This window comes from Comamonas sp. BIGb0124 (assembly GCF_003752175.1).
Classification (GTDB): Bacteria; Pseudomonadota; Gammaproteobacteria; order Burkholderiales; family Burkholderiaceae_C; genus Comamonas_F.
This window is the reverse complement of record NZ_RJVF01000002.1, coordinates 31,609-53,047: the sequence shown is the minus strand read 5'-3', so window position 1 is coordinate 53,047 and position 21,439 is coordinate 31,609. Positions and strand designations below refer to the sequence as shown.

Genomic DNA, 21,439 nt, shown 5'->3' with positions numbered 1-21,439 from the left:
CAAGCACATGGCTCAAGGAAAAATCGTTCAATGTATCGGCGCCGTGGTCGACGTGGAATTCCCGCGTGACCAGATGCCGAAAATCTATGACGCACTCAAGCTCGAAGGCTCTGCGCTGACGCTGGAAGTTCAGCAACAGCTGGGCGACGGCGTGGTGCGTACCATTGCGCTGGGTTCGTCGGATGGTCTGCGCCGCGGCCTGATCGTGACGAACTCGGGTGCACCCATCACGGTGCCGGTCGGCAAGGCCACGCTCGGCCGCATCATGGACGTGCTGGGTCAGCCGATCGACGAACGTGGTCCCGTGGGCCAGGAACTGACGGCTTCCATTCACCGCAAGCCGCCCGCATACGACGAACTCAGCCCCTCGCAAGAGCTGCTGGAAACCGGCATCAAGGTGATCGACCTGGTTTGCCCGTTCGCCAAGGGCGGCAAGGTGGGCCTGTTCGGCGGCGCCGGCGTGGGCAAGACCGTGAACATGATGGAACTCATCAACAACATCGCCAAGGCTCACTCGGGTCTGTCGGTGTTCGCTGGTGTGGGCGAGCGTACCCGCGAGGGCAACGACTTCTATCACGAAATGGCCGATTCGGGCGTGGTGAACCTCGAGAAGCTCGAGGACTCCAAGGTGTCCATGGTCTACGGCCAGATGAACGAGCCCCCGGGCAACCGTCTGCGCGTGGCCCTGACCGGCCTGACCATCGCCGAGTCGTTCCGCGACGAAGGCCGCGACGTGCTGTTCTTCGTGGACAACATCTACCGCTACACCCTGGCCGGTACCGAAGTGTCCGCCCTGCTGGGCCGCATGCCTTCCGCCGTGGGCTACCAGCCTACTCTGGCCGAAGAAATGGGCCGCCTGCAGGAACGCATCACCTCCACCAAGGTCGGCTCGATCACCTCCATCCAGGCCGTCTACGTGCCTGCCGATGACTTGACCGATCCTTCGCCTGCCACGACCTTCGCCCACTTGGACTCGACCGTGGTGCTGAGCCGCGACATCGCCGCGCTGGGCATCTACCCCGCCGTCGATCCGCTGGACTCCACCAGCCGCCAGCTCGACCCGCATGTGGTCGGCGAAGAGCACTACCAAGTGGCGCGTTCGGTGCAGAACACCCTGCAGCGCTACAAGGAACTGCGCGACATCATCGCCATTCTGGGCATGGACGAACTGGCACCGGAAGACAAGCTGAGCGTGGCCCGTGCCCGCAAGATCCAGCGTTTCCTGTCGCAGCCTTTCCACGTGGCCGAAGTGTTCACGGGCGCTCCCGGCAAGTACGTGTCGCTCAAGGAAACCATCCGCGGCTTCAAGATGATCACCTCCGGCGAGTGCGATCATCTGCCCGAACAGGCTTTCTACATGGTCGGCACGATCGACGAGGCTTTCGAGAAGGCCAAGAAGCTGGCGTCCTGATCGCCTGGCAGGCTGCCCGCGCGCTCCGGTCCATGGACCGGGACGCTAGGGCCGCAGCCGCGAACAGACGCCACCGGTCCATCAAAAGCATAAGGAACGACACATGAACACCATCAGGGTCGACGTTGTCAGTGCCGAGGAATCCATCTACTCGGGCGAGGCCAAGTTTGTGTCCCTGCCCGGCGAGCTGGGTGAGTTGGGCATCTATCCGCGTCATACACCGTTGATTTCCCGCATCAAGCCGGGTTCGGTGCGCATTCAGGGAGTCGACGGCAAAGAGGAGTTCATCTTCGTGGCCGGCGGTATCCTGGAAGTGCAGCCCGACTGCGTGACGGTCCTGTCCGATACCGCGATCCGTGGCAAGGACCTGGACGAACAGAAGGCTCTCGAAGCACGCAAGGAAGCCGAAGAGGCACTGCGCGGCGCCAAGACCCAGATCGACCAGGCCCGTGCCCAGTCGGAACTGGCCGTGCTGGCCGCACAGGTTTCGGCCCTGCGTCGTTTTCGCAGCGGTCGCTGATGGACAGAAGGCCGTGCGGCAACGCCGGCGGCCTGTGGGTCCATACGCACAAGACAAGCCACCTTCGGGTGGCTTTTTTCATGGCCGCGCCATTCATGCACGTCGCCGCGGCGCTCTAGCATCATCCAGGGGGCGGCTTCAAGCGAAGCCCGAGCAGCACTGTGGTGGATCGCTCGACAATGTGGGTCGGCACGCACGAACCGCATATGATGCGGCCACTATGCCCCAGACCCGCATGCGTGCTGTCGCGTTGTCGAGCAGCCCGGACGAAATCGAAACGACGTTCTATGAAGCCTTGCGCGACGCCGATGTCGAGCGGGTCATGGCCTGCTGGGCCGACGAGGACGAGATCGTCTGCGTGCACCCCGGCGCCCCTCGCATGGTGGGCAGCGGTGCCATCCGGCGCGGCTACGAGCAACTGCTCTCGCACGGCGCGCTGCGCATCCACACCGAGCAGGTCCGGCGGGTCGAAACCATGACCTGCGCGGTGCACAGCCTGATCGAACGGGTGGAAGTGGTCGATGCGGACGGCGTCGACGAGGTCTATGTGGTGGCGACCAACGTCTATCACCGCACCGCCCAGGGTTGGCGCCTGGTGGCGCACCATGCCGGCCCGGCCTCGGGGGCCGAGCTGCACGAAGTCAACGACAACCCCTCCGTGCTGCATTGAGGCCATGATCGATCCCGGACCCGGCTGGCGCGCGTCATCGCCCTGGTGGCTGGGTGGGGACGGCCGCGGAGCAGGGCACCTGCAGACCATCTGGCCCGCGCTGTTCTCGGGCCGCCACGCCGGCCCGGCTCCGCAATGGCACCGGCAGCGCTGGGATACGCCCGACGGCGATTTCATCGACGTCGACCATCTGCGGCCTGCAGCGGCCCCCGGCGGGCCATCCGGCGTCGCTGGAGCCCCCGGCGGGACCGTGCCATCGGTCTCGGTACCCCAAGCCGGCAACCGGCCCCTGCTGGTCCTGTTCCACGGCTTGGAAGGCTCTTCGCGCAGTCCCTATGCACTCGCCATGGCCGATGCCTGCCTGCAGGCCGGCTGGGCCTTTGCGGTGCCGCATTTCCGCGGTTGCAGCGGCGAGGTCAATCGGGCGCCGCGGGCCTACCATTCGGGCGACTTCGAAGAGGTGGGCTGGATCCTGCAGCGCCTGCGGAAAGCCCATTCGGGGCCCTTGGTGGCCGTGGGGGTGTCCCTGGGCGGCAATGCCCTGCTGCGCTGGGCCCAGGAGGCCGGAAACAGCGCCCGTCAGACCGTTCAGGCGCTGGCGGCGGTATCCGCCCCGCTGGACCTGATGACCGCAGGCTTGAACCTGGGCCGCGGCTTCAACCGGCAGGTCTACGGCCGCATGTTCCTGCGGACCATGAAAGCCAAGGCCCGGATCAAGCTGGGACAGTTCCCCGGTCTCTTCGATGCCGGGCGTCTGGAGGCCGCGCGTGACCTGTGGGCGTTCGACGACGTCTTCACCGGACCGTTGCACGGCTACGCCGGCGTGGCCGACTACTGGACCCGGGCCTCGGCCCGGCCCCGTCTGCACGAGATCGCCTTGCCGGCGCTGCTGCTCAATGCGCGCAACGACCCGTTCGTGCCCCCGGCCTGCCTGCCCGAGGCACTCGAGGTGGGCCGCCATGTGACCCTGTGGCAGCCCGCCAGGGGAGGCCATGTCGGCTTCGCACAGGGCAACTGGCCCGGCCGGGTCACGGCCATGCCGCTCGCGGTGCTGGCCTGGCTCGCAGCACAGCTGACCTGATGCGTTGAACGGCCGGCGCCGATGCCTCGGCTCTGCGCGTCAGAAGCGCGGCAGATCGGGATGCGACCAGCCCTGCCCCTGGCTGCCGCGAATGACGACGCGCCCGTACTCGGCGCAGCGATGAAGGCTGGGGATCACCTTGCCGGGGTTGAGCAAGCCGGCCGGATCGAACGCCCGCTTCACGGCCAGCATCGCCTCGCGCTCCTCGGCGGTGAACTGCACGCACATCGAGTTGAGCTTCTCGACGCCCACGCCGTGTTCACCCGTGACGGTGCCGCCCATCGCCACGCTGGTCTCCAGGATGTCGGCGCCGAACCGTTCGCATCGATGCAACTGGTCCGGATCGTTGGCATCGAACAGGATGAGCGGATGCAGGTTGCCGTCGCCCGCATGGAAGACGTTGACGCAGCGCAGGCCGTACTTCCGCTCCATGGCCTGGATGGCCAGCAGGATGTCGGCCAGGCGCTTGCGCGGGATGGTCGAGTCCATGCACATGTAATCGGGACTGATACGGCCGCTGGCCGGAAAAGCGTTCTTGCGGCCGCTCCAGAAACGCAGGCGTTCGGCCTCGTCCACGCTCACCGTGATGGCCGTGGCGCCGCAGCGCAGCAGCACCTCGCGCATGCGCCCGATTTCTTCTTCGACCTCGTGGGGCGTGCCGTCGGATTCGCACAGCAGGATGGCCTCGGCGGCCAGGTCGTAGCCTGCATGCACGAAATCTTCGACGGCTGCGGTCATGGGCCTGTCCATCATCTCCAGTCCGGCCGGAATGATGCCTGCGGCAATGATGGCCGCGACGGCGTCGCCGGCCCGCCGCATGTCGTCGAAGCTGGCCATGATGCAACGCGCCAGTTGCGGCTTGGGGATGAGGCGGACCGTCACCTCGGTGGTCACCGCCAGCATGCCTTCGCTGCCGTTGAGGATGGCCAGCAGATCGAGGCCCGCCGTATCGAGCGCGTCGCTGCCGAACTCGACGGCGTCGCCTTCGACGCTATAGCCCTTGACCTTGAGAACGTTGTGCACCGTCAATCCGTATTTCAGGCAATGCACGCCCCCCGAGTTCTCGGCCACATTGCCGCCGATGGTGCAGGCGATCTGGCTCGACGGATCGGGTGCGTAGTACAGACCATGAGGCGCGGCAGCCTCGGATATCGCCAGGTTGCGCACCCCCGCCTGCACGAGGGCCGTGCGGGCCGCCGGGTCGATGGCCAGAATGCGGTTGAACTTGGCCAGGCTCAGTGTGACGCCGCGCGCATGGGGCATGGCGCCGCCCGACAGGCCCGTGCCCGCACCGCGGGCAACCACGGGAACCTGCAGCGCATGACAGGTCCGGAGCACCTGTTGGACCTGGGCATCGGTCTCCGGCAGCGCGACGGCCAGCGGCCGCTGGCGGTAGGCGGTCAGGCCGTCGCATTCGTAAGGCGTGGTGCTCTCGTCCGTCCACAGCACGGCGTGGGACGGCAGATGGCGCAGCAGCGCATCGACCACCCGGCGTTGGGATGGACCGTCGGCGGAAGGCGGGGCGCTGTATTCCGGAACGTTCATGACCGATGAGTCCTCGTGGTGTGCAAGCGTGCAAGCGTGCAAGCGTGCATGCCGGGCGGCAGCGAGCCTTTTCGGTGCAGGCACGGCGTTTCGTTGCGGCTGGGTAGTTTCCCTTGATCGCCCGGATGTTGATCATTGCTCAACGCCGGCCGGGACTGGTGTCGACTGCCTGCCTATCGTAGGGCCTTCGACATGAAGGAGTTTTTACGATGTTGTCATTGGGCAGTCAAGAAGCCGGTCGCTCCGCGGCGGCGAGCCGCAGGCCATGAAAACACTCGCATTGGCCCTGCTCAACGGCACATCCGCCGCGGCGCTGTACTTTCTGGTCGCCATGGGTTTCACGCTGACCTTCGGTCTGATGCGGACCGTGAATCTTGCCTATGGCGCTCTGTACCTGTTCGGAGGGTATGTCGGCTACTTCGTGAGCGATGCAGGGGGCAACTGGTATGCCGGCGCCGCGGCCGGCGCTCTCGCCGCAGCGGCCCTGGGCTGGATTCTGCAGCGCGTTGTCCTGGACAGGCTTCGCGGTCAGGATCTCCGTCAGGCCCTGGTGACGCTGGGTCTGGCCATCGTCGCCGCCGACCTCATGCTGGCCGGATTCGGTGGCTTGACATACCAGTTCGATCCACCCGAATGGACGAACGACTTCATCGAGCTTCCCGGCGGCATGGGGGGTTACCCTCTTTTCCGGATCTTCGTCATCGGATTGAGCATGGTCGTCGGCGCGATCCTCTGGCTGGTTCTCGACCGTACACGGGTCGGTCTGGCCGTGCGAGCCGGTGTCGATGACCGGCTCATGCTGGCCGCCATCGGCGTCGATCCGGCGCGTCTCTTCCTGCTGGTCTCTGCGGTGGGGGCCGGCATGGCGGGCCTGGCCGGTGTCGTGGGGGGGACGGCGCTGTCGCTGTCGCCCGGAGAGGATTCCCGCTATCTGCTGGCCTCGCTGGTCGTGGCCATCGTGGGGGGAATGGGCAGCCTGGCCGGTGCGGCCGTGGGGGCCCTGGCCATGGGATGGTTCGAACAGCTCGGACTGCTGTTCTTTCCTACGTATTCGGTGGCCCTCATCTATCTGCTCATGGTCGGGGTGCTGGCCGTGCGTGCGCAAGGCCTGTTCGGCAAGGGGGCGGCATGACACGGGCGGCTTGGTTGGTGGCCGTCGCGGTGCTGGGTGGCGCCATTCCGGCCTGGGCCAGCGACTTCTGGCTGCTCAATGTGCTGGGGCAGGCCTGGTCGCTCGGCATCGTCGCCCTGAGCCTGTGTTTTCTGGCGGGCCAGGGTGGCATGGTGTCGCTGGCGCAGATGACATTCGCCGGGATGGCCGGCTACACGCTGGCGCTGACCAGCGTCAATGCCGCTCATCTGGGATGGCCTCTGCCGCCGCTGGCCAGTGTTCCGCTTGCCGTCCTGTCGGCCACGGTGGGCGCTGCGCTGGTCGGGGTGATCGCGGCCCGTTCATCGGGCATCTACCTGCTCATGCTGACCCTGGCGCTGGCCATGGGGGGCTTCTTTCTCGTGCAGCAGAACGTCACCGTCTTCAACGGTTTCGACGGCATTGGCGGAATCGAGGTCCCGAGTCTGCCTGGTGGACTTTCCCTGCGCGACCCGCTGGTGTTCTATTACCTGTCGCTGGGCGCTGCCACCCTGTTCGGAGTCGGCATGGTGGGGGTGAGCCGCAGTCCGTTCGGCCTCACGCTGCAGGCCTTGCGCGACAGCGCCCGCAAAGCCTCGGCCCTGGGTTTCGACGTCACGCGCCATCGCATTGCCGCGTTTGCCCTGTCGGGCCTGATGGCCGGTGTCGGCGGCATTCTCTACACCTGGTACAGCCAGCGCGTCTCGGCCAGCACGGTCGGACTGCCCATGATCAACGCCATCCTCATCATGGCGGTCATCGGCGGGCTGCGTCATCCGCTGGGAGCCTTCGTCGGGGCCCTGATCTATGTGCTTCTGAACACGTTTGCCGCCAGTTGGGTGGGGGCCGAGCGTTTCAATACCTTGCTGGGTTCGGTCTTCGTCGCCGTCGTGCTGCTTTCACCCGACGGCGTCGTCAGTCGGGTCGGCCGCTGCTGCCGAAACATCCAGCGCCGCGTGCGAGCGCAGTCCTGACGCCGCAGCTTCGAGCCGCGTTCCATTTTCCGCTCTTCCTTTCCAAGGAGTTTCCCCATGTCTCTGATGACCCTGCCTCGCAAAGCCCCGATTTCCACCGGATTGAAGCAGGCCTGCATCCTGGCTGCGTTCTCTGCCGCCGCAACCGTGGCTGCGGCCCAGACGGCAGAGGTTCGTCCGATCCGCATCGGCGTGCTGCTGGTGACGGAAGGTCCTTTGGCCAGCCTCGGCGAAGACGCGCGGCGCGGCATGGAGCTGGCGTTGGCCGAGTTCGAGGGAAAAGTCGCGGGAAGGCCGGTGGTCGTGATCCGCGAAGGCACCAACGCGACGCCCGATTCCGCACTGCAGAAGGCGCGCAAGCTGGTGGAGCAGGACCGCGTCGATGTCCTGGTCGGCCCGCTTTCCGGCGGCGAAGGGCTGGCGATCAAGGCGTATGCAAAGACCCTGCCCAACCGGGTGTTCGTCAACGGAACGGGCGCTGCCCAGGACACCACGCTGCGTGATCCCGCGCCCAACTTCTTCAGCTTCAGTACCGACGGCGCGCAGCGCGTGGCCGGGCTCGGCAGTTATGTCTACGACACCAAGGGCTATCGCAACGTGGCGGTGGTCGCCGAGGATTACGCATTTCCGTATGCCCAGGTGGCAGGTTTCGTGACCGAATTCTGCGGCCGGGGCGGGAAGATCGCCGATCGTTTCTGGGTGCCGCTCGGCACCAAGGACTATTCGACCGTCATCGCCCGGATTCCCGCTTCTGCGGATGCGGTCTTTGTGGTGCTCGGCGGTGCCGACGCCGTCAATTTCCTGAGCCAGTATGTGCAGGCGGGTGGCAAGGCGCCCCTGATCGGCGGGTCGATCACCGTCGATTCGGCGGTGCTCAACAGCAAGGGACCGTTTCGCAAACGGATGGTCGGCATCCCCTCGGCCAGTTCATCGGCCGACGAATACGATCATCCTGCGTGGACGAAATTTGTGAACGCATACCGTGCAAACGACAAGCATGCGTTGCCCTTTCCCTCGAGCATGGCGCACGGCTACTACATCAGCATGAAGGCCACGCTGCTGGGGCTCGAGGCGGTACAGGGGCGTGTCGAAGGCGACGGCATGCAGTCGCTCGGAAAAGCCTTGCAGTCGCTGGTGTTCGAGACGCCCACAGGGCTGATCCGTCTGGATGGGAATCGTCAGGCCGTGGCCGACATTCTGGTCACCGAAGTCGTGCAGATGCCGGACGGCAAGCTGGCCAACAAGGTGGTCAAGGTCGTGCCGCAGGTCAACGCCACGCTCAACCGGCCGCGCGAGGCATTCATCGCGCAGGGACCTGTCTCGCGGAACAATCCGCCCTGCCAGCCCTGAAATCCGTTCAACCCCTTCGAAGGAACCCATGACAGGCGAGCCGGCTCTGGAATTACAGCGCATCGTCAAGCGCTTCGGGTCGATCCGTGCGATCGACGGTGTGGACATGCGGGTCGAACAAGGAGAGCGCCGTGCGCTGCTGGGCACCAATGGGGCCGGCAAGACCACGCTGTTCAATCTCATCGCGGGCGAGATCCAGGCGACGGAAGGGCGCATGCGATTGTTCGGCCGCTTGCTGGGACGGACATCCGTGCATCGGCGTGCCCGCATGGGGATCGCACGCTCCTTCCAGTCGTCGTTGCTGTTCGAAAGCCTGAGCGTGCGGCAGAACCTGGATCTGGCGCGGTCCGGTACGCAGGGGCGGCAGTGGCGCATCCACGCACCGGCGGGAACTGCGCAGTCGCAGCGGGACACCTGCCGCTATGCCGAGCGGGTGGGGCTGGCGGCGGCGCTGGAATGCCCGGCCGGGCTGTTGTCCCATGGCCAGCGCAGGCAGCTCGAGGTCGGCATGGCATTGATCCAGCGGCCTCGGCTGCTCTTGCTCGACGAACCCGCCGCAGGCCTGTCGCCGGGCGACAGGCCCATGCTGCGGCAATTGATTCGGGATCTGCCGCGCGAGATGACCGTGCTGATGATCGAGCACGACATGGATATCGCGTTGGCCTTGGCCGACTCGGTGACGGTGATGCGCGACGGTCGTGTGGTCGCCGAGGGCTTCCCGCAGGATATCCGCTCCAACCCGGTCGTGCGCGACATCTACCTGGGAGCCGCACATGGCTGATCCGCTGCTGCGCCTGGCCGGGCTGAAGGTGCAAATGGGCCAGACCCGCATCCTGCACGGCGTCGATCTCGATGTCGCCGGCGGGTGCCTGGCTCTGGTGGGACGCAATGGCGTGGGCAAGTCCACGCTGTGTCATGCGGTGATGGGCATGGCCCGGGCATGCGAAGGCTCGATGTTCCTGCGTGGAGAAGAGGTCTCGGCATGTGCACCGCACGAGATGGAACGACGAGGCGTGGCCATCGTGCCGCAGGGGCGGCGGCTGTGGCCTTCGCTCACGGTCGAGCAGCATCTTTTCCTGGCCGAGAAGAGCCGGACAGGCCGCTGGACGGTTCCGCGTGTCTACGAGGCTTTCCCCCGTCTGGCCGAGCGGCGCCGCAGCGGGGCCTCGAAGCTGTCGGGCGGAGAACAGCAGATGCTGGCATTTGCCCGGGCCTTGCTCAGGCTGCCTACCTTGCTCATTCTGGATGAACCGTCCGAAGGCCTTTCGCCTCTGGTCGTCGAGCAGTGGGTCACGCTGATGCAGCAGTTGATGGCGGAAGACGGCATGACGTTGCTGCTGGTCGAACAGAACCTGGGGATGGCGCTGCGGGTCGCCGATCGCGTGGCGGTCATGGTGTCCGGACGCATCGAACACGAGGCCCGGGTCGAAGTCTTCGCGCAGGACATGGCTGCACAGGAGCGTTATCTCGGGCTGGCCGAAAATCAGTGATCCAACCGAAAGGGATAACGGCTGGATCGATGTGAAAGTCGTGAAGGCATTCGGTGGCTGGAATCGGAAAGTTCATTGTGATCCACTGGGCATCAGATCCACAACCTGCTTCCGGTGTTTTCCGATTCCATCATGGTCCATTCCTTGAACACTTCGCCCGCCGCGACCCCGTGGCGACCCGGCGTGAAGACCGCAACGTCTCCCGTGCTCATCAAGTCTTTCGACAAGGGATTGGCGATTCTCGACTGGGTGCTGCGGGCGCCCGAACGGCCCCGCCTGCAGCAGGTCGCAGACGCGATGGGCATCGACAAGAGCTCGGCCTCGCGTTTTCTCGCGACCTTGTTGCGCCACGAAGTCCTGGTCCGCGACCCCGTGACGCGCACCTACGGGGCCGGTGAGCGTGTGGCGCTGTGGACGCAGGGGTCGGATGCCAGCCGGAAGATGCTGGAGCTGGCTCGACCGCATCTGCGCCACTTGCGCCGCGTGACGGGGCATACCGCGCATCTGGCGGTTCTGCGTGACGACCGCGTCGTCCTGGTCGAAGTCAAGGAAGCCGAGGCGCCGGCCTCCGTGCGGCAGACGCCCGGCGACTGGGAGCCCCTCTACTGTTCTGCCGTCGGCAAGGCCATCGTGGCGTTTCTGCCCATCGTGATCCTCCAGCGAGTCGTCACACGCATGGGGTGGCACGCCCGGACGCCGCGCACCTTGACCTCGTCCGAGCAACTGCATGTGGAGCTCCGGAGCATACGCCGCGATCGTGTGGCGTTCGACGACCGCGAGAACAACCCCGACATCGGCTGCGTCGCCTCGCCGGTCCTCGACAACAGCGGTTACCCGATGGCCTCGATCGGCATTTCGATGCGGGCGCCCTTGCATCCGCAGGGCATCCGTGGCCAGCATGTCTGCGTGGCGGCGGTACGCGAGGCCGCACGGGCCCTGTCCACCCTGTTGACCACGACGCGGCCGACGACTCGGTGATTACCCGCGACCTGCGGGCCGTTGCGCATTGCTCAACGGGTCGGGGGTCGCCATGGCCGCGTGCGCCTATCGTGAAGTCTCTCTCGAACAGGATCTTGCAAGGAATCACCATGTCTCCCGTCGTTGTCGCTCGTATCGATCGCCGCCGCCGTCTGCTGTTGACCGGCATGGCCGCCGGCCTGACGTCCGTGGCGCATGCCCAGAGCCTGCAGCCCGGCCTGGCTGTCGCCAGCAGGCCGCTGGTGCTGGGGGAGATCGCGCTGAGTTTCCACGCCGCCAGCGCCGGGGTCGTGCGCCGCATTCTCATGCGCGACGGCGTCGCGCATTCCGTCGTCCAGGCGCCCCATGAACAGATCTACCGGATGCTGGGCGAGGGCCGTATCGACATGGCCGTCTCCGCATGGCTGCCGGGCAGCCATGGCGAGTACATCCGTCCGTACGAGACCGATCTCGTCAAGCTGGGGGCGCTCTACGAGCCTTATGCGCTGTGGGGCGTACCGGATACCGTGCCCGAGTCCGACGTGCGTGAAGTGGCCGATCTGCTCAAGCCCGAAGTCGTCGCCCGCATGAACCCCCTGATCCAGGGCATCGGTCCGGGCGCCGGTATCAGCCGGTTTTCGCGTGAGATCTTCGCGCGCTACGGCCTGGATGCCGCAGGCTACATGTTCCGCAACGGATCTTTGAAAGACTGCACCGATGCCTTCGAGCAGGCCGTCGCGCAGGGGCGCTGGGCCGTGGTGCCCCTATGGCACCCGCAGTATCTGCACAACCGCTACCGCATCCGCGAGCTGGCTGAGCCCCACGGCCTGCTGCGCGGCAAGGACGCCGCGACGCTGGTGGTGCGCCGGGCCGCCTTGCCCTTGCTGCCCGAGCGCACGCTGGCCACCCTGCAGCGCATGAGGCTGGGCAACGCCGTGGTGGCGAATCTCGACGACCGCATGGCGCGCGACGGCCGGTCCGCTCTGGATGCCGCCCGGCAATGGATGGATGAGAACCCCGCCACCGTGGCGGCCTGGGGTTGATCGAGTGTGTTGGGTGTTCAACGACAAGGAGAAAACGATGTTGCAAACCGCAAAGAATGTCCCGGTGCCTCCACCGGACGAGATCCTGATGGGTGAAAACTTCGAGGGCTGGAGCGACGCCCTCCGGGACGAGCTGCTGCACGGCATGGCGAACACCCAGGTCGGCCAGAAACTGCTCAGTGCATCCGAGCGTGTGAAGGTCTGGTCCATCGTGCTGCAGCCCGGCGAGCGCATCGGCTTCCACCGGCACGACAGCGACTACTTCTGGACGGCTCTCTGCGAGGGACGCAGCATTCAGCACAGCCACGATGGCCGGACCCGCCGGGTCGTCTACAGCCAGGGACAGACGCGGCATGTGGCGTTTGCGCCCGGCGAGTATCTCGTGCATGACCTGCACAACGTGGGAGATGCACCGCTGAGTTTCATCACGGTCGAATTTGTCGAGAAGGCGTCTGTGGAGCCGGCCAGCCGGCCGAGCGCCCCGAATACCCGCATGGAGGTGTGCTCATGACCGAATCGTCGAATTCGCTGCCGGAAGCCCGGCTGGCCAGAATGGGGCTGACTCTGGGCGCTGCGCCGCAGGCCGTCGGTCAATATGCCCCGTGGCTGCGCGTGGGCAACGTGATTCATACCTCGGGCCAGTTTCCATGGCGCGACGGGGTGTATGGTCACCTCGCGTACACCGGCCGGATCGGGGGAGCGGGAGGGCTGTCGGTCGAGCAGGGCTACGCCTGTGCGCAATTGGCCGCCTTGAGTGCGCTGGCCCAGTTGAAGCATGCCGTCGGCGATCTGACCCGCATCCGGCAGATCGTCCGCATCGATGGACATCTTCAGACCGGCGAAGGTTTTCACGATCATGCGACCGTGCTGGACGGCGCCTCCGATCTGTTCAACGAGGTGCTGGGCGCCTCGGGGCGGCATACCCGTTCGGCGTTGGGCCTTTATCAGACCGCCCTCGATTCGCCGGTCCTGATCTACGTGATGGCCGAGGTGGGATAGTCGGCCCGTGCGGCGCAGGCCGCCGGCGCAGCCCTTACTTGAACACCACCGTCTTGTGACCGTTGAGCAGCACCCGGTGTTCGCTGTGCCATTTCACGGCACGGGCAAGGACCTGGCTTTCGGTGTCCTGGCCGCGGGCGGTCAGGTCTTCGACGGTGGCGGTGTGATCGGCGCGGGCCACATCCTGCTCGATGATCGGGCCTTCGTCGAGGTCGGCGGTGACGTAATGGGCGGTGGCGCCGATCAGCTTCACACCGCGGTCATGGGCCTGGTAGTAGGGCTTGGCACCCTTGAAGCTGGGCAGGAAGCTGTGGTGGATGTTGATGGCCCGGCCCGCCAGCTTGACGCAGAGGTCGTTGGACAGCACTTGCATGTAGCGCGCCAGCACGACCAGTTCGGCACCTTCGGCTTCGATGATCTCGAACTGCCGCGCTTCGGCCTGCGCCTTGATGGCCGCCGTCACGGGCACGTGGTGGAAAGGGATGTTGTAGCTCGCGGCCAACTGGTAGAAGTCGCGGTGGTTGCTGATGATGGCCCGGATGTCGATGGGCAGCAGGCCGCTCTTGAAGCGGAACAGCAGGTCGTTGAGGCAATGTCCCTGGCGGCTGACCATGATCACGGTCTTCATGGGCTCGGCACGGTTGTGCAGGGCCCAGCGCATCTTGAATTCCTCGGCCAGCGGCGTGAGCTGGGCCTTGAGCGTCGCATGGTCGATGTCGGTGCAGGCAAACTGCACGCGCATGAAGAACAGACCCGTGCCCGTGTCGTTGTACTGCGCGGCTTCTTCGATGTTGCCGCCCCGCTCGAGCAGAAAACCGGAAACGGCATGCACGATGCCCGTGCGGTCCGGGCAGGCCAGGGTGAGGATGAACGAAGAAGTCATGGGGCAGAGGGTCAAAGGATGCCTGAAAAAAGCGCTGGCCCTGGCGGCGCACCGTGCGGTGCGGCGCCAGGAATCCACGGGGTGAAGGTCAGACGACCGCGCCCGAGTGGGGGTCGTTGGGGTCGATCTTCTTGCCGTTGTTCTTCACCAGGTCTTCGCGCTTGACGCCCAGCCACATGGCCAGCGCCGCAGAAACGAACACCGAGGAGTAGATGCCGAACACGATGCCGATGGTCAGGGCCAGCGAGAAATAGTGCAGCGTCGGTCCACCGAAAAAGAACATCGACAGCACCATGGCCTCGGTCGAGGCGTGGGTGATGATCGTCCGGCTCATGGTGCTGGTGATGGCGTGGTTGATCACCTGCGGCGTGTCCATCTTGCGGAACTTGCGGAAGGCCTCCCGGATCCGGTCGAAGATCACCACCGACTCGTTGACCGAGTAGCCCAGTACCGCGAGGATGGCCGCCAGCACCGCCAGCGAGAACTCCCACTGGAAGAAAGCGAAGAACCCCAGGATGATGACGATGTCGTGCAGGTTGGCGATGATCGCCGCGATACCGAATTTCCACTCGAAGCGGAAAGCCAGGTAAAGCGAGATGCCGATCACCACCATCAGCAGGGCCAGCAGGCCGTTGTGGACCAGCTCCTCGCCCACCTGCGGTCCGACGAACTCGGTGCGGCGCAGGCTGACGCCGGGGTCTGCCGTCTTCAGCGCGCTCAGCACCAGCTCGCTCTGCTGTGCGGAAGTCTGGCCGGCCTTGACGGGCAGGCGGATCATCACGTCTTGCGAGGTTCCGAAGTTCTGCACCAGCACGTCGTCGGCATAGCCCAGGCCGCTGACGACTTGCCGGACCTTGCCGAGGTCGGCCGACTGGGTGTAGTTGACCTCCATCACCGTGCCGCCGGTGAATTCCACCGACAGGTGCAGGCCGCGCGTCACGAGGAAAAAGACGGCCAGCACAAAGGTGATCAGTGAAATCGCGTTGAGGATCAACGCGTGTTTCATGAAGGGGATGTCTTTTTTGATGCGGAAGAATTCCATGATCGTCCTTCCTTTCGTTACTTGGTCTTGCCGGCCAGGCGGGCCGGCTTGGACGGGATGCCGGCAGCCGTTGCAGGCGTTTCGTCATCGTCGTCGGATTGGAAGGTTCCGCGTCCGGCCACGCTGGTCTGGCCTTCGGCCTTCCAGATCTGGCCGATGGACACGCTCTTGAGCTTGCGCTGGCGTCCGTACCAGAGGTTGACCAGGCCGCGCATGAAGAACACCGCCGAGAACATGGAGGTCACGATGCCGATGGAGTGCACCACGGCGAAGCCGCGCACCGGGCCGGAGCCGAAGGCCAGCAGCGCCAGCGCGGCAATCAGCGTCGTGATGTTGGAGTCGAGAATGGTGGCCCAGGCGCGATCGAAGCCGGCGTGAATGGCGGCTTGCGGCGAGGCGCCCGCACGCAGTTCCTCGCGGATGCGCTCGTTGATCAGCACGTTCGAGTCGATCGCCATGCCCAGAGCCAGCGCCATGGCGGCGATGCCGGGCAGGGTCAGGGTGGCTTGCAGCAGGGACAGGATGGCCACCAGCAGCAGCAGGTTGACGGCCATGGCCACGCTCGAGAACAGCCCGAACAGCATGTAGTACAGGCTCATGAACACCAGGATGGCCACGAAGCCCCACAGCACGCTGTGGAAGCCCTTGGCGATGTTCTCGGCACCCAGGCTGGGGCCGACCGTGCGTTCCTCGATGATTTCCATGGGAGCGGCCAGCGAACCGGCACGCAGCAGCAGGGCGGTGTCGTTGGCTTCCTGGGTGGTCATCGCGCCGGAGATCTGCACGCGTCCGCCGCCGATCTCGCCGCGGATCACCGGGGCGGTCACGACTTCGCCCTTGCCCTTTTCGAACAGCAGCAGGGCCATGCGCTTGCCGACATTCTGGCGGGTGAGGTCGCGGAAGACCCGCGAACCCTGGGCGTCGAGCGTCAGGGAGACCACGGCTTCGTTGGTCTGCTGGTCGAAGCTGGGCTGGGCATCGGTCAGGTTCTCGCCGGTCAGGATGACCTGGCGCTGCACGATCACGGGCGTGCCGTTGCGATCGAGGTAACGTTCGCTGCCGAAGGGCACGGGGCCGCCGCCGGCTTCCGCGGCACGGGCGGCACTGCTTTCGTCGACCATGCGCATTTCGAGCGTGGCGGTGCGGCCGAGGATGTCCTTGGCTTTGGCCGTGTCCTGCACGCCGGGGAGCTGGACGACGATGCGGTCGAGGCCCTGCTGCTGGATCACCGGCTCGGCCACGCCGAGTTCGTTGATCCGGTTGTGCAGCGTGGTCATGTTTTGCTTGAGCGCGAGATCCTGCACGCTGCGTGCCGCCTGCGGCTTGATGGTGGCGCTCAGCTTGTAGGCGCCGCCGTCCGCCGCGGTGGTGTAGGCGAGGTCGGGCAACTGCTGGTCGATCACGTCGCGCACGGCGTTGAGCGTGGCTTCGTCGCGGACCGAGACCTCGATGCCGAGGTTGTTGCGGCTGATGCCGCTGTGGCGGATGTTCTTGTCGCGCAGCAGGGTGCGCAGGTCGCCGGTGAGGGCTTCGGCCCGCTTGGCGAGTGCCGACTGCATGTCGATCTGCAGCATGAAATGCACGCCGCCGCGCAGATCCAGGCCCAGATACATGGGGTGGGCGCCGATGGCGGTCAGCCACTCCGGCGAACGCGACAGCAGATTGAGTGCGACCACGTAAGCCGGATCATCGGCCTGGGGCACCAGGCTGTTCTGGATCAGGTCGCGCGCGCGCAGTTGGGTGTCGGTATCGGTGAACCGGGCGCGGATCGAACCGCTGTCGAGCGTGATCTGCTCGGCCGTGATGCCGGCCTGGCTCAGCACCTGCTCGACCCGTTGCAGCGTGGCTGTGTCGACCGGGGCGGTCGGTTTGGCGCTGGAAACCTGCACGGCGGGCGCCTCGCCATAGAAATTGGGCAGCGTATAGAGCACACCGACGAGCAGTGCGACCACGATGACCAGGTACTTCCAGATCGGATAACGATTCATGACCGTGTTGTCCTGACGTTGAACAAAGCAAAGGCCGGGCTGAATGCCCGGCCGGGACCTCTGCGCCGGGTGGCGGAGGGGAGGTCCGGAGATGGCACTGCGCGTTGCCGTTGTGGAGTATTGGCTGTGCAGCGCGGCGCAGGCTGCGGGGCTCAGGAGGCCCCGCCGGAGGACAACTTACTTGACCGAACCCTTGGGCAGGACCTGGGTCACGGCGCCGCGCTGGATCTGCACTTCCACACCGGAAGAGATCTCGATGGTCAGCTGGCCTTCGCCGATGGCGGTGACGCGGCCGAAGATACCGCCGGTGGTCACGACCTCGTCGCCCTTGGCGAGGGCCTCGATCATGGCGCGGTGTTCTTTCTGGCGCTTCATCTGGGGGCGGATCATGATGAAGTACAGCACCACAAACATCAGCACCAGCGGCAGCATGCTGCCCAGGGATCCCATGATGCCGCCGCTGGCTTCTGCGGCGGCGGGAGCGGTCTGGGCGTAGGCGGAAGAAATGAACACGGTGTAAGACTCCACAAAAATAGTCGTTGGCGAGGCGGAATCGGCAGCGGCGCTGCAGGAAAAAACCGCCAGCCGACCCTCGACCCCGGTCGGGGCCGAACCATAAATTGTAAGCGGCGCCGGTGTGCTGGGTGTGGCGCCGGGCCTGCGGTCTTTCCCGGGCTATTCAGGGGGAGTCTTGAATGGCTGAAAATCAGCGTCCTATCTGATGATCACGCTGCCTTTTTGGGAGTGATCGGACGATCGAAGTCGGCGGTCAGCCGATCCCACCGCTCGCGGAAGGCCGCCAGGTTGCGTTGTTTGACGTGGCCGTAACCCCGAATCGCGTCGGGTGCCCGGGCCAGTTCGGCGGCTGCGGCGAGGTTGCCGGCGGCCAGCCGGGGCAGCAGGCCCTCGACGTTGCGCCGGTACTCTTCGACCAGGGCCCGCTCCTCGCGCCGCTCGGCCTGCCAGCCGAAGGGATCGAACGGCGTACCGCGCAGGCCACGCGACCGCGCCAGCAGCCGGAACAGCGGCAGGACCGCCCGGCCGAAGCGCCGCTTGACCAGACGGCCCTGATCGTCTCGCCGCGACAGCAGCGGCGGCGCCAGGTGGAAGGCCAGCGTGTAGTCGCCCTCGAACTGCTCGGCGATGCGGGCCAGGAACGCCGGATCGCTGTGCAGGCGGGCCACTTCGTACTCGTCCTTGTAGGCCATCAGCTTGAAGAGGGTGTGTGCCACGGCCAGCGCCAGTTGCGAGGAGCCCGCCGCGGCCTGTGTTTCCATGCGGTGCACCTGCTGGACGAAGGTGCGGTAGCGGTGCGCATAGGCTTCGTTCTGGTAACCGCGCAGGAACTCGTAGCGGCGCGCCACGACATCGTCGAGCGAGCCCTGGCTGCCCGCCAGTCGCTGGCGCACGGCCTGCAGCGGAATGATCTGGGTCGGCTCGCAGAGTTTGTAGACCCCGCTGAGGTCGATGGCCGCCCGCCGGCCCCAGGCGAATGCCGTCTTGTTGGCTTCGACGGCCACGCCGTTGAGTTCGATGGCCCGTATCAGCGTGGCCAGGCTCAGCGGAATCCAGCCACGCTGCCAGGCATAACCCAGCATGATGGGGTTGGCATAGATGCTGTCGCCCATGAGTTTGCTGGCGATCGCATCGGCATCGAGGTGGCCGACCTGTCCTTGTCCGGCCACCTGGTCGATTTCCTGGCTGCAGGCCGCGCCCGGATTGCGCCAGGCCGGATCCTTGACGAACGCCGCCGTGGGGGCCGAGTGGCCGTTGAGCGCGACGAAGGTCCGGCCCTCGCGGACCCGCATCAGGGTTTCCGGATGAGCGGCCACGATCGGGTCGCAACCGATCACGAGCGCTGCGCCGGCCATGCCGACGCGGGTGGTGCGGATGTCGTCCTGCGTGGCGCCGAGCAGGATGTGGCTCCAGGTCGCGCCGCCCTTCTGGGCCAGGCCGGCGGCATCCTGCGTGACGATTCCGCGTCCTTCGAGGTGGGCTGCCATGCCCAGGATCTGGCCGATGGTGATGACGCCCGTACCGCCCACGCCGGCGACGACGATGCCCCAGCTCTTTTGAAGATCCAGGTCGGGAATCGTGGGTTCGGGGAATTCAGGTCCTTGATCAGGGCTGGCCTTGCGTTGGCTCGTCAGCTTGCGCGGCTTTCCGCCTTCGACCGAAACGAAGCTGGGGCAGAATCCGTTGACGCACGAATAGTCCTTGTTGCAAGTGCTCTGGTTGATGGTCCTCTTGCGTCCGAACTCGGTTTCGAGCGGTTCGACGGAGAGGCAATTCGACTGCACGCTGCAGTCTCCGCAGCCCTCGCAGACCAGCGGGTTGATGACCATATGCTTGGCGGGATCGGCGAGTTCCCCACGTTTGCGACGGCGGCGCTTTTCGGTGGCGCAGGTCTGGTCGTAGATGATGATGGTGGTTCCGGCGATGTCCCTGAATGCGCGCTGCAGGCGATCGAGTTCGTCGCGGTGGTGGACCGTCACGCCGGCGGCAAGAGGGGCCGATGCGTATTTGGCCGGGTCGTCGCTGACGATGACCAGCTTGCGCACGCCTTCCGAGATCAGACTGTTCATGATCTGCAGAACCGAATGGCCTTCGGGGCGTTCGCCCACCTGCTGGCCGCCGGTCATGGCCACGGCATCGTTGTAGAGGACTTTGTAGGTGATGTTGACGCCGGCTGCAATCGCCTGCCGGATCGCCAGCAAGCCGCTGTGGAAGTAGGTGCCGTCGCCCAGGTTGGCGAAGACGTGGTGTTCGTTCGAGAAAGCCTGCTGGCCGACCCACGGCACGCCTTCGCCGCCCATCTGCGTGAAACCGAGGGTGGCGCGGTCCATCCAGGTGGCCATGTAATGGCAGCCGATGCCGCCGAGCGCACGCGAGCCCTCGGGCACCTTGGTGGAGGTGTTGTGAGGGCAGCCGGAACAGAACCAGGGCGGGCGCTCGCCCTGCACCTCGAGCGTCTCGAGCGCGCGTTCCTGGGCCTCGATGAGGGCCAGCCGGGTGTCGAGCCGGGCGGCGATGTCGGCATCCACGCCCAGCTTGCGCAAGCGCGCGGCGACGGCCTGCGCGATCAGGGCGGGCGACAGGTCGGCGTTGCCGCGCAGCAGCGTGTTGGCCGTGGGATTGGGCATGGACCATTCACCGCCCGAGAAGTCGCCCTGCAGCTCGTTGAACTTGCCCAGCACGTTGGGCCGCACATCGGCCCGCCAGTTGTAGAGCTCTTCCTTGATCTGGTATTCGATGACCTGGCGTTTTTCCTCGATGACCAGGATCTCCTGCAGCCCGGTCGCGAACTCGCGGGTGATGCTGGCCTCGAGCGGCCACACCACGGCGACTTTGTGCAGGCGCAGACCGATGCGCCTGCAGGTGTCGTCGTCCAGCCCCAGGTCGAACAGGGCCTGCCGGGTGTCGTTGTAGGCCTTGCCGCTGGCGATCAGCCCCAGCCGGTCATGCGGGCCCTCGATGACGTTGCGGTTGAGCCGGTTGGCCCTGACGTAGGCGAGCGCGGCGTACCACTTGTAGTGCATCAGGCGCGCTTCCTGCTCGAGGGGCGCGTCGGGCCAGCGGATGTGCAGGCCGCCGGGCGGCATGTCGAAATCGTCCGGCATGAGGATCTTCACGCGATCGGGGTCGATCTCGACCGTGGCCGACGATTCGACGATTTCCTGGATGGTCTTGACGGCCGACCAGATGCCGGCGTAACGGCTCATGGCAAAGGCGTGCAGCCCGAGGTCGAGGATCTCCTGCACCGTGGAAGGAAAAAAAACGGGCGAGCCGCAGGCCTTGAAGATGTGGTCGCTCTGGTGGGCTGCGGTGCTGCTCTTCGAAATGTGATCGTCGCCCGCGATGGCGATCACGCCGCCCCAGGGGGTGGTGCCGGCCATGTTGGCATGTTTGAAGACGTCCGAGCAGCGGTCGACGCCCGGCCCCTTGCCGTACCAGATGCCGAACACGCCGTCGTACTTGTTGCTGCCCTCGGGGGCGTAGCCGAGCTGCTGCGTGCCCCACAGGGCGGTGGCTGCGAGCTCCTCGTTCACGCCGGGCTGGAACACGATGTTCTGGCTGCGCAGGTGGGGCGCGGCTTTCCAGAGAGCCTGGTCGTAGCCGCCGAGCGGCGAGCCCCGGTAGCCGCTGATGAAGCCTGCGGTGTTTTTGCCGGCCTGGGCATCCCTGGCACGCTGCAGCATGGGCAGCTTGACCAGGGCCTGGACACCGCTCATGAAGGCCCGGCCTTGCTCGAGCCGGTATTTGTCGTCGAGCGTGACCTGGTCGAGTGCACGGCGGATGGATTCGGGCAGCGGAGCGTTCATCGCGGGTCTCCTTTTTGTATCAAAAAAGTCTAGGC

The 21,439-nt window shown here is 65.8% G+C and carries 18 protein-coding genes and 1 pseudogene; 13 read left to right on the top strand and 6 right to left on the bottom strand.

The window, feature by feature from the left end; genetic code table 11:
- The first annotated feature begins 7 nt into the window (after positions 1-7).
- From atpD to EC845_RS00990, 4 genes are all read left to right on the top strand, one after another.
- Positions 8-1,411, top strand: coding sequence for a F0F1 ATP synthase subunit beta (atpD, locus tag EC845_RS01005; RefSeq protein ID WP_123295366.1), 1,404 nt, complete (start codon positions 8-10; stop codon positions 1,409-1,411).
- Between the two features lie 103 nt (positions 1,412-1,514).
- A complete protein-coding gene (locus EC845_RS01000; protein ID WP_123295365.1) occupies positions 1,515-1,931 on the top strand; it encodes a F0F1 ATP synthase subunit epsilon in 417 nt (138 codons plus the stop codon).
- Between the two features lie 220 nt (positions 1,932-2,151).
- Complete coding sequence (locus EC845_RS00995; RefSeq protein WP_123295364.1) at positions 2,152-2,601, top strand: nuclear transport factor 2 family protein; 450 nt, start codon at positions 2,152-2,154, stop codon at positions 2,599-2,601.
- A 4-nt stretch (positions 2,602-2,605) separates the two neighbouring features.
- Positions 2,606-3,682, top strand: a complete 1,077-nt coding sequence (locus EC845_RS00990; RefSeq protein ID WP_123295363.1) for a YheT family hydrolase — start codon at positions 2,606-2,608, stop codon at positions 3,680-3,682.
- A 39-nt stretch (positions 3,683-3,721) separates the two neighbouring features.
- On the opposite strand, the gene EC845_RS00985 is transcribed toward EC845_RS00990, so the two are convergent.
- Positions 3,722-5,227 (bottom strand): FAD-linked oxidase C-terminal domain-containing protein, encoded by a 1,506-nt coding sequence (locus EC845_RS00985; protein ID WP_123295362.1) that lies wholly within the window; start codon positions 5,225-5,227, stop codon positions 3,722-3,724.
- A gap of 265 nt (positions 5,228-5,492) precedes the next feature.
- Here EC845_RS00985 and EC845_RS00980 point away from each other — a divergent pair, with 265 nt between their 5' ends.
- The 9 genes from EC845_RS00980 to EC845_RS00940 all read left to right on the top strand — a co-directional run bounded on the left by EC845_RS00980 (position 5,493) and on the right by EC845_RS00940 (position 13,169).
- Positions 5,493-6,359 carry a branched-chain amino acid ABC transporter permease gene (locus tag EC845_RS00980; protein ID WP_123295361.1) on the top strand — a complete coding sequence of 289 codons (867 nt, stop codon included), beginning with the start codon at positions 5,493-5,495 and terminating at the stop codon, positions 6,357-6,359.
- The gene (locus EC845_RS00975) at positions 6,356-7,330 is read left to right on the top strand and encodes a branched-chain amino acid ABC transporter permease (protein WP_158615576.1); all 975 of its coding nucleotides are present in this window, start codon (positions 6,356-6,358) and stop codon (positions 7,328-7,330) included. The genes EC845_RS00980 and EC845_RS00975 overlap by 4 nt, the downstream gene beginning before the upstream one ends.
- 57 nt (positions 7,331-7,387) lie before the next feature.
- Complete coding sequence (locus EC845_RS00970) at positions 7,388-8,680, top strand: ABC transporter substrate-binding protein (RefSeq protein WP_123295359.1); 1,293 nt, start codon at positions 7,388-7,390, stop codon at positions 8,678-8,680.
- Positions 8,681-8,708: 28 nt separating this feature from the next.
- On the top strand, positions 8,709-9,461 hold the full coding sequence (locus tag EC845_RS00965; RefSeq protein ID WP_123295358.1) for an ABC transporter ATP-binding protein: 753 nt from the start codon (positions 8,709-8,711) through the stop codon (positions 9,459-9,461).
- A complete protein-coding gene (locus EC845_RS00960) occupies positions 9,454-10,170 on the top strand; it encodes an ABC transporter ATP-binding protein (RefSeq protein WP_199739692.1) in 717 nt (238 codons plus the stop codon). Before EC845_RS00965 ends, EC845_RS00960 begins: the two co-directional genes overlap by 8 nt.
- A gap of 144 nt (positions 10,171-10,314) precedes the next feature.
- The gene (locus EC845_RS00955) at positions 10,315-11,148 is read left to right on the top strand and encodes an IclR family transcriptional regulator (protein WP_158615575.1); all 834 of its coding nucleotides are present in this window, start codon (positions 10,315-10,317) and stop codon (positions 11,146-11,148) included.
- Positions 11,149-11,258: 110 nt separating this feature from the next.
- Positions 11,259-12,170 (top strand): glycine betaine ABC transporter substrate-binding protein, encoded by a 912-nt coding sequence (locus EC845_RS00950; protein WP_233597893.1) that lies wholly within the window; start codon positions 11,259-11,261, stop codon positions 12,168-12,170.
- Between the two features lie 37 nt (positions 12,171-12,207).
- Entirely contained in the window at positions 12,208-12,681 is a 474-nt protein-coding gene (locus EC845_RS00945; RefSeq protein WP_123295398.1) for a cupin domain-containing protein, read from the top strand.
- Positions 12,678-13,169 carry a RidA family protein gene (locus tag EC845_RS00940; protein WP_123295356.1) on the top strand — a complete coding sequence of 164 codons (492 nt, stop codon included), beginning with the start codon at positions 12,678-12,680 and terminating at the stop codon, positions 13,167-13,169. Before EC845_RS00945 ends, EC845_RS00940 begins: the two co-directional genes overlap by 4 nt.
- Positions 13,170-13,203: 34 nt before the next feature.
- Here EC845_RS00940 and purU read toward each other — a convergent pair whose 3' ends face one another.
- From purU to EC845_RS00915, 5 genes and pseudogenes are all read right to left on the bottom strand, one after another.
- Complete coding sequence (purU, locus tag EC845_RS00935) at positions 13,204-14,052, bottom strand: formyltetrahydrofolate deformylase (RefSeq protein WP_123295355.1); 849 nt, start codon at positions 14,050-14,052, stop codon at positions 13,204-13,206.
- Between the two features lie 88 nt (positions 14,053-14,140).
- Positions 14,141-15,094 (bottom strand): protein translocase subunit SecF, encoded by a 954-nt coding sequence (gene secF, locus EC845_RS00930; RefSeq protein WP_123295354.1) that lies wholly within the window; start codon positions 15,092-15,094, stop codon positions 14,141-14,143.
- A 107-nt stretch (positions 15,095-15,201) separates the two neighbouring features.
- Positions 15,202-17,082, bottom strand: a pseudogene (gene secD / locus EC845_RS00925) (protein translocase subunit SecD); the annotation flags it as partial.
- A gap of 177 nt (positions 17,083-17,259) precedes the next feature.
- Positions 17,260-17,595: a preprotein translocase subunit YajC gene (yajC, locus tag EC845_RS00920; RefSeq protein WP_123295397.1), complete on the bottom strand. Its 336-nt coding sequence runs from the start codon at positions 17,593-17,595 to the stop codon at positions 17,260-17,262.
- A gap of 212 nt (positions 17,596-17,807) precedes the next feature.
- Positions 17,808-21,404: an indolepyruvate ferredoxin oxidoreductase family protein gene (locus EC845_RS00915; RefSeq protein WP_123295352.1), complete on the bottom strand. Its 3,597-nt coding sequence runs from the start codon at positions 21,402-21,404 to the stop codon at positions 17,808-17,810.
- Between the last annotated feature and the right edge of the window lie 35 nt (positions 21,405-21,439).

What these genes read in the sequence shown, in the direction of transcription:
- atpD (WP_123295366.1), top strand. Translation starts at nt 8, where the DNA reads ATGGCTCAAGGAAAAATCGTTCAATGTATCGGCGCCGTGGTCGACGTG.
- EC845_RS01000 (WP_123295365.1), top strand. Translation starts at nt 1,515, where the DNA reads ATGAACACCATCAGGGTCGACGTTGTCAGTGCCGAGGAATCCATCTAC.
- EC845_RS00995 (WP_123295364.1), top strand. Translation starts at nt 2,152, where the DNA reads ATGCCCCAGACCCGCATGCGTGCTGTCGCGTTGTCGAGCAGCCCGGAC.
- EC845_RS00990 (WP_123295363.1), top strand. Translation starts at nt 2,606, where the DNA reads ATGATCGATCCCGGACCCGGCTGGCGCGCGTCATCGCCCTGGTGGCTG.
- EC845_RS00985 (WP_123295362.1), bottom strand. Translation starts at nt 5,227, where the DNA reads ATGAACGTTCCGGAATACAGCGCCCCGCCTTCCGCCGACGGTCCATCC.
- EC845_RS00980 (WP_123295361.1), top strand. Translation starts at nt 5,493, where the DNA reads ATGAAAACACTCGCATTGGCCCTGCTCAACGGCACATCCGCCGCGGCG.
- EC845_RS00975 (WP_158615576.1), top strand. Translation starts at nt 6,356, where the DNA reads ATGACACGGGCGGCTTGGTTGGTGGCCGTCGCGGTGCTGGGTGGCGCC.
- EC845_RS00970 (WP_123295359.1), top strand. Translation starts at nt 7,388, where the DNA reads ATGTCTCTGATGACCCTGCCTCGCAAAGCCCCGATTTCCACCGGATTG.
- EC845_RS00965 (WP_123295358.1), top strand. Translation starts at nt 8,709, where the DNA reads ATGACAGGCGAGCCGGCTCTGGAATTACAGCGCATCGTCAAGCGCTTC.
- EC845_RS00960 (WP_199739692.1), top strand. Translation starts at nt 9,454, where the DNA reads ATGGCTGATCCGCTGCTGCGCCTGGCCGGGCTGAAGGTGCAAATGGGC.
- EC845_RS00950 (WP_233597893.1), top strand. Translation starts at nt 11,259, where the DNA reads ATGTCTCCCGTCGTTGTCGCTCGTATCGATCGCCGCCGCCGTCTGCTG.
- EC845_RS00945 (WP_123295398.1), top strand. Translation starts at nt 12,208, where the DNA reads ATGTTGCAAACCGCAAAGAATGTCCCGGTGCCTCCACCGGACGAGATC.
- EC845_RS00940 (WP_123295356.1), top strand. Translation starts at nt 12,678, where the DNA reads ATGACCGAATCGTCGAATTCGCTGCCGGAAGCCCGGCTGGCCAGAATG.
- purU (WP_123295355.1), bottom strand. Translation starts at nt 14,052, where the DNA reads ATGACTTCTTCGTTCATCCTCACCCTGGCCTGCCCGGACCGCACGGGC.
- secF (WP_123295354.1), bottom strand. Translation starts at nt 15,094, where the DNA reads ATGGAATTCTTCCGCATCAAAAAAGACATCCCCTTCATGAAACACGCG.
- EC845_RS00915 (WP_123295352.1), bottom strand. Translation starts at nt 21,404, where the DNA reads ATGAACGCTCCGCTGCCCGAATCCATCCGCCGTGCACTCGACCAGGTC.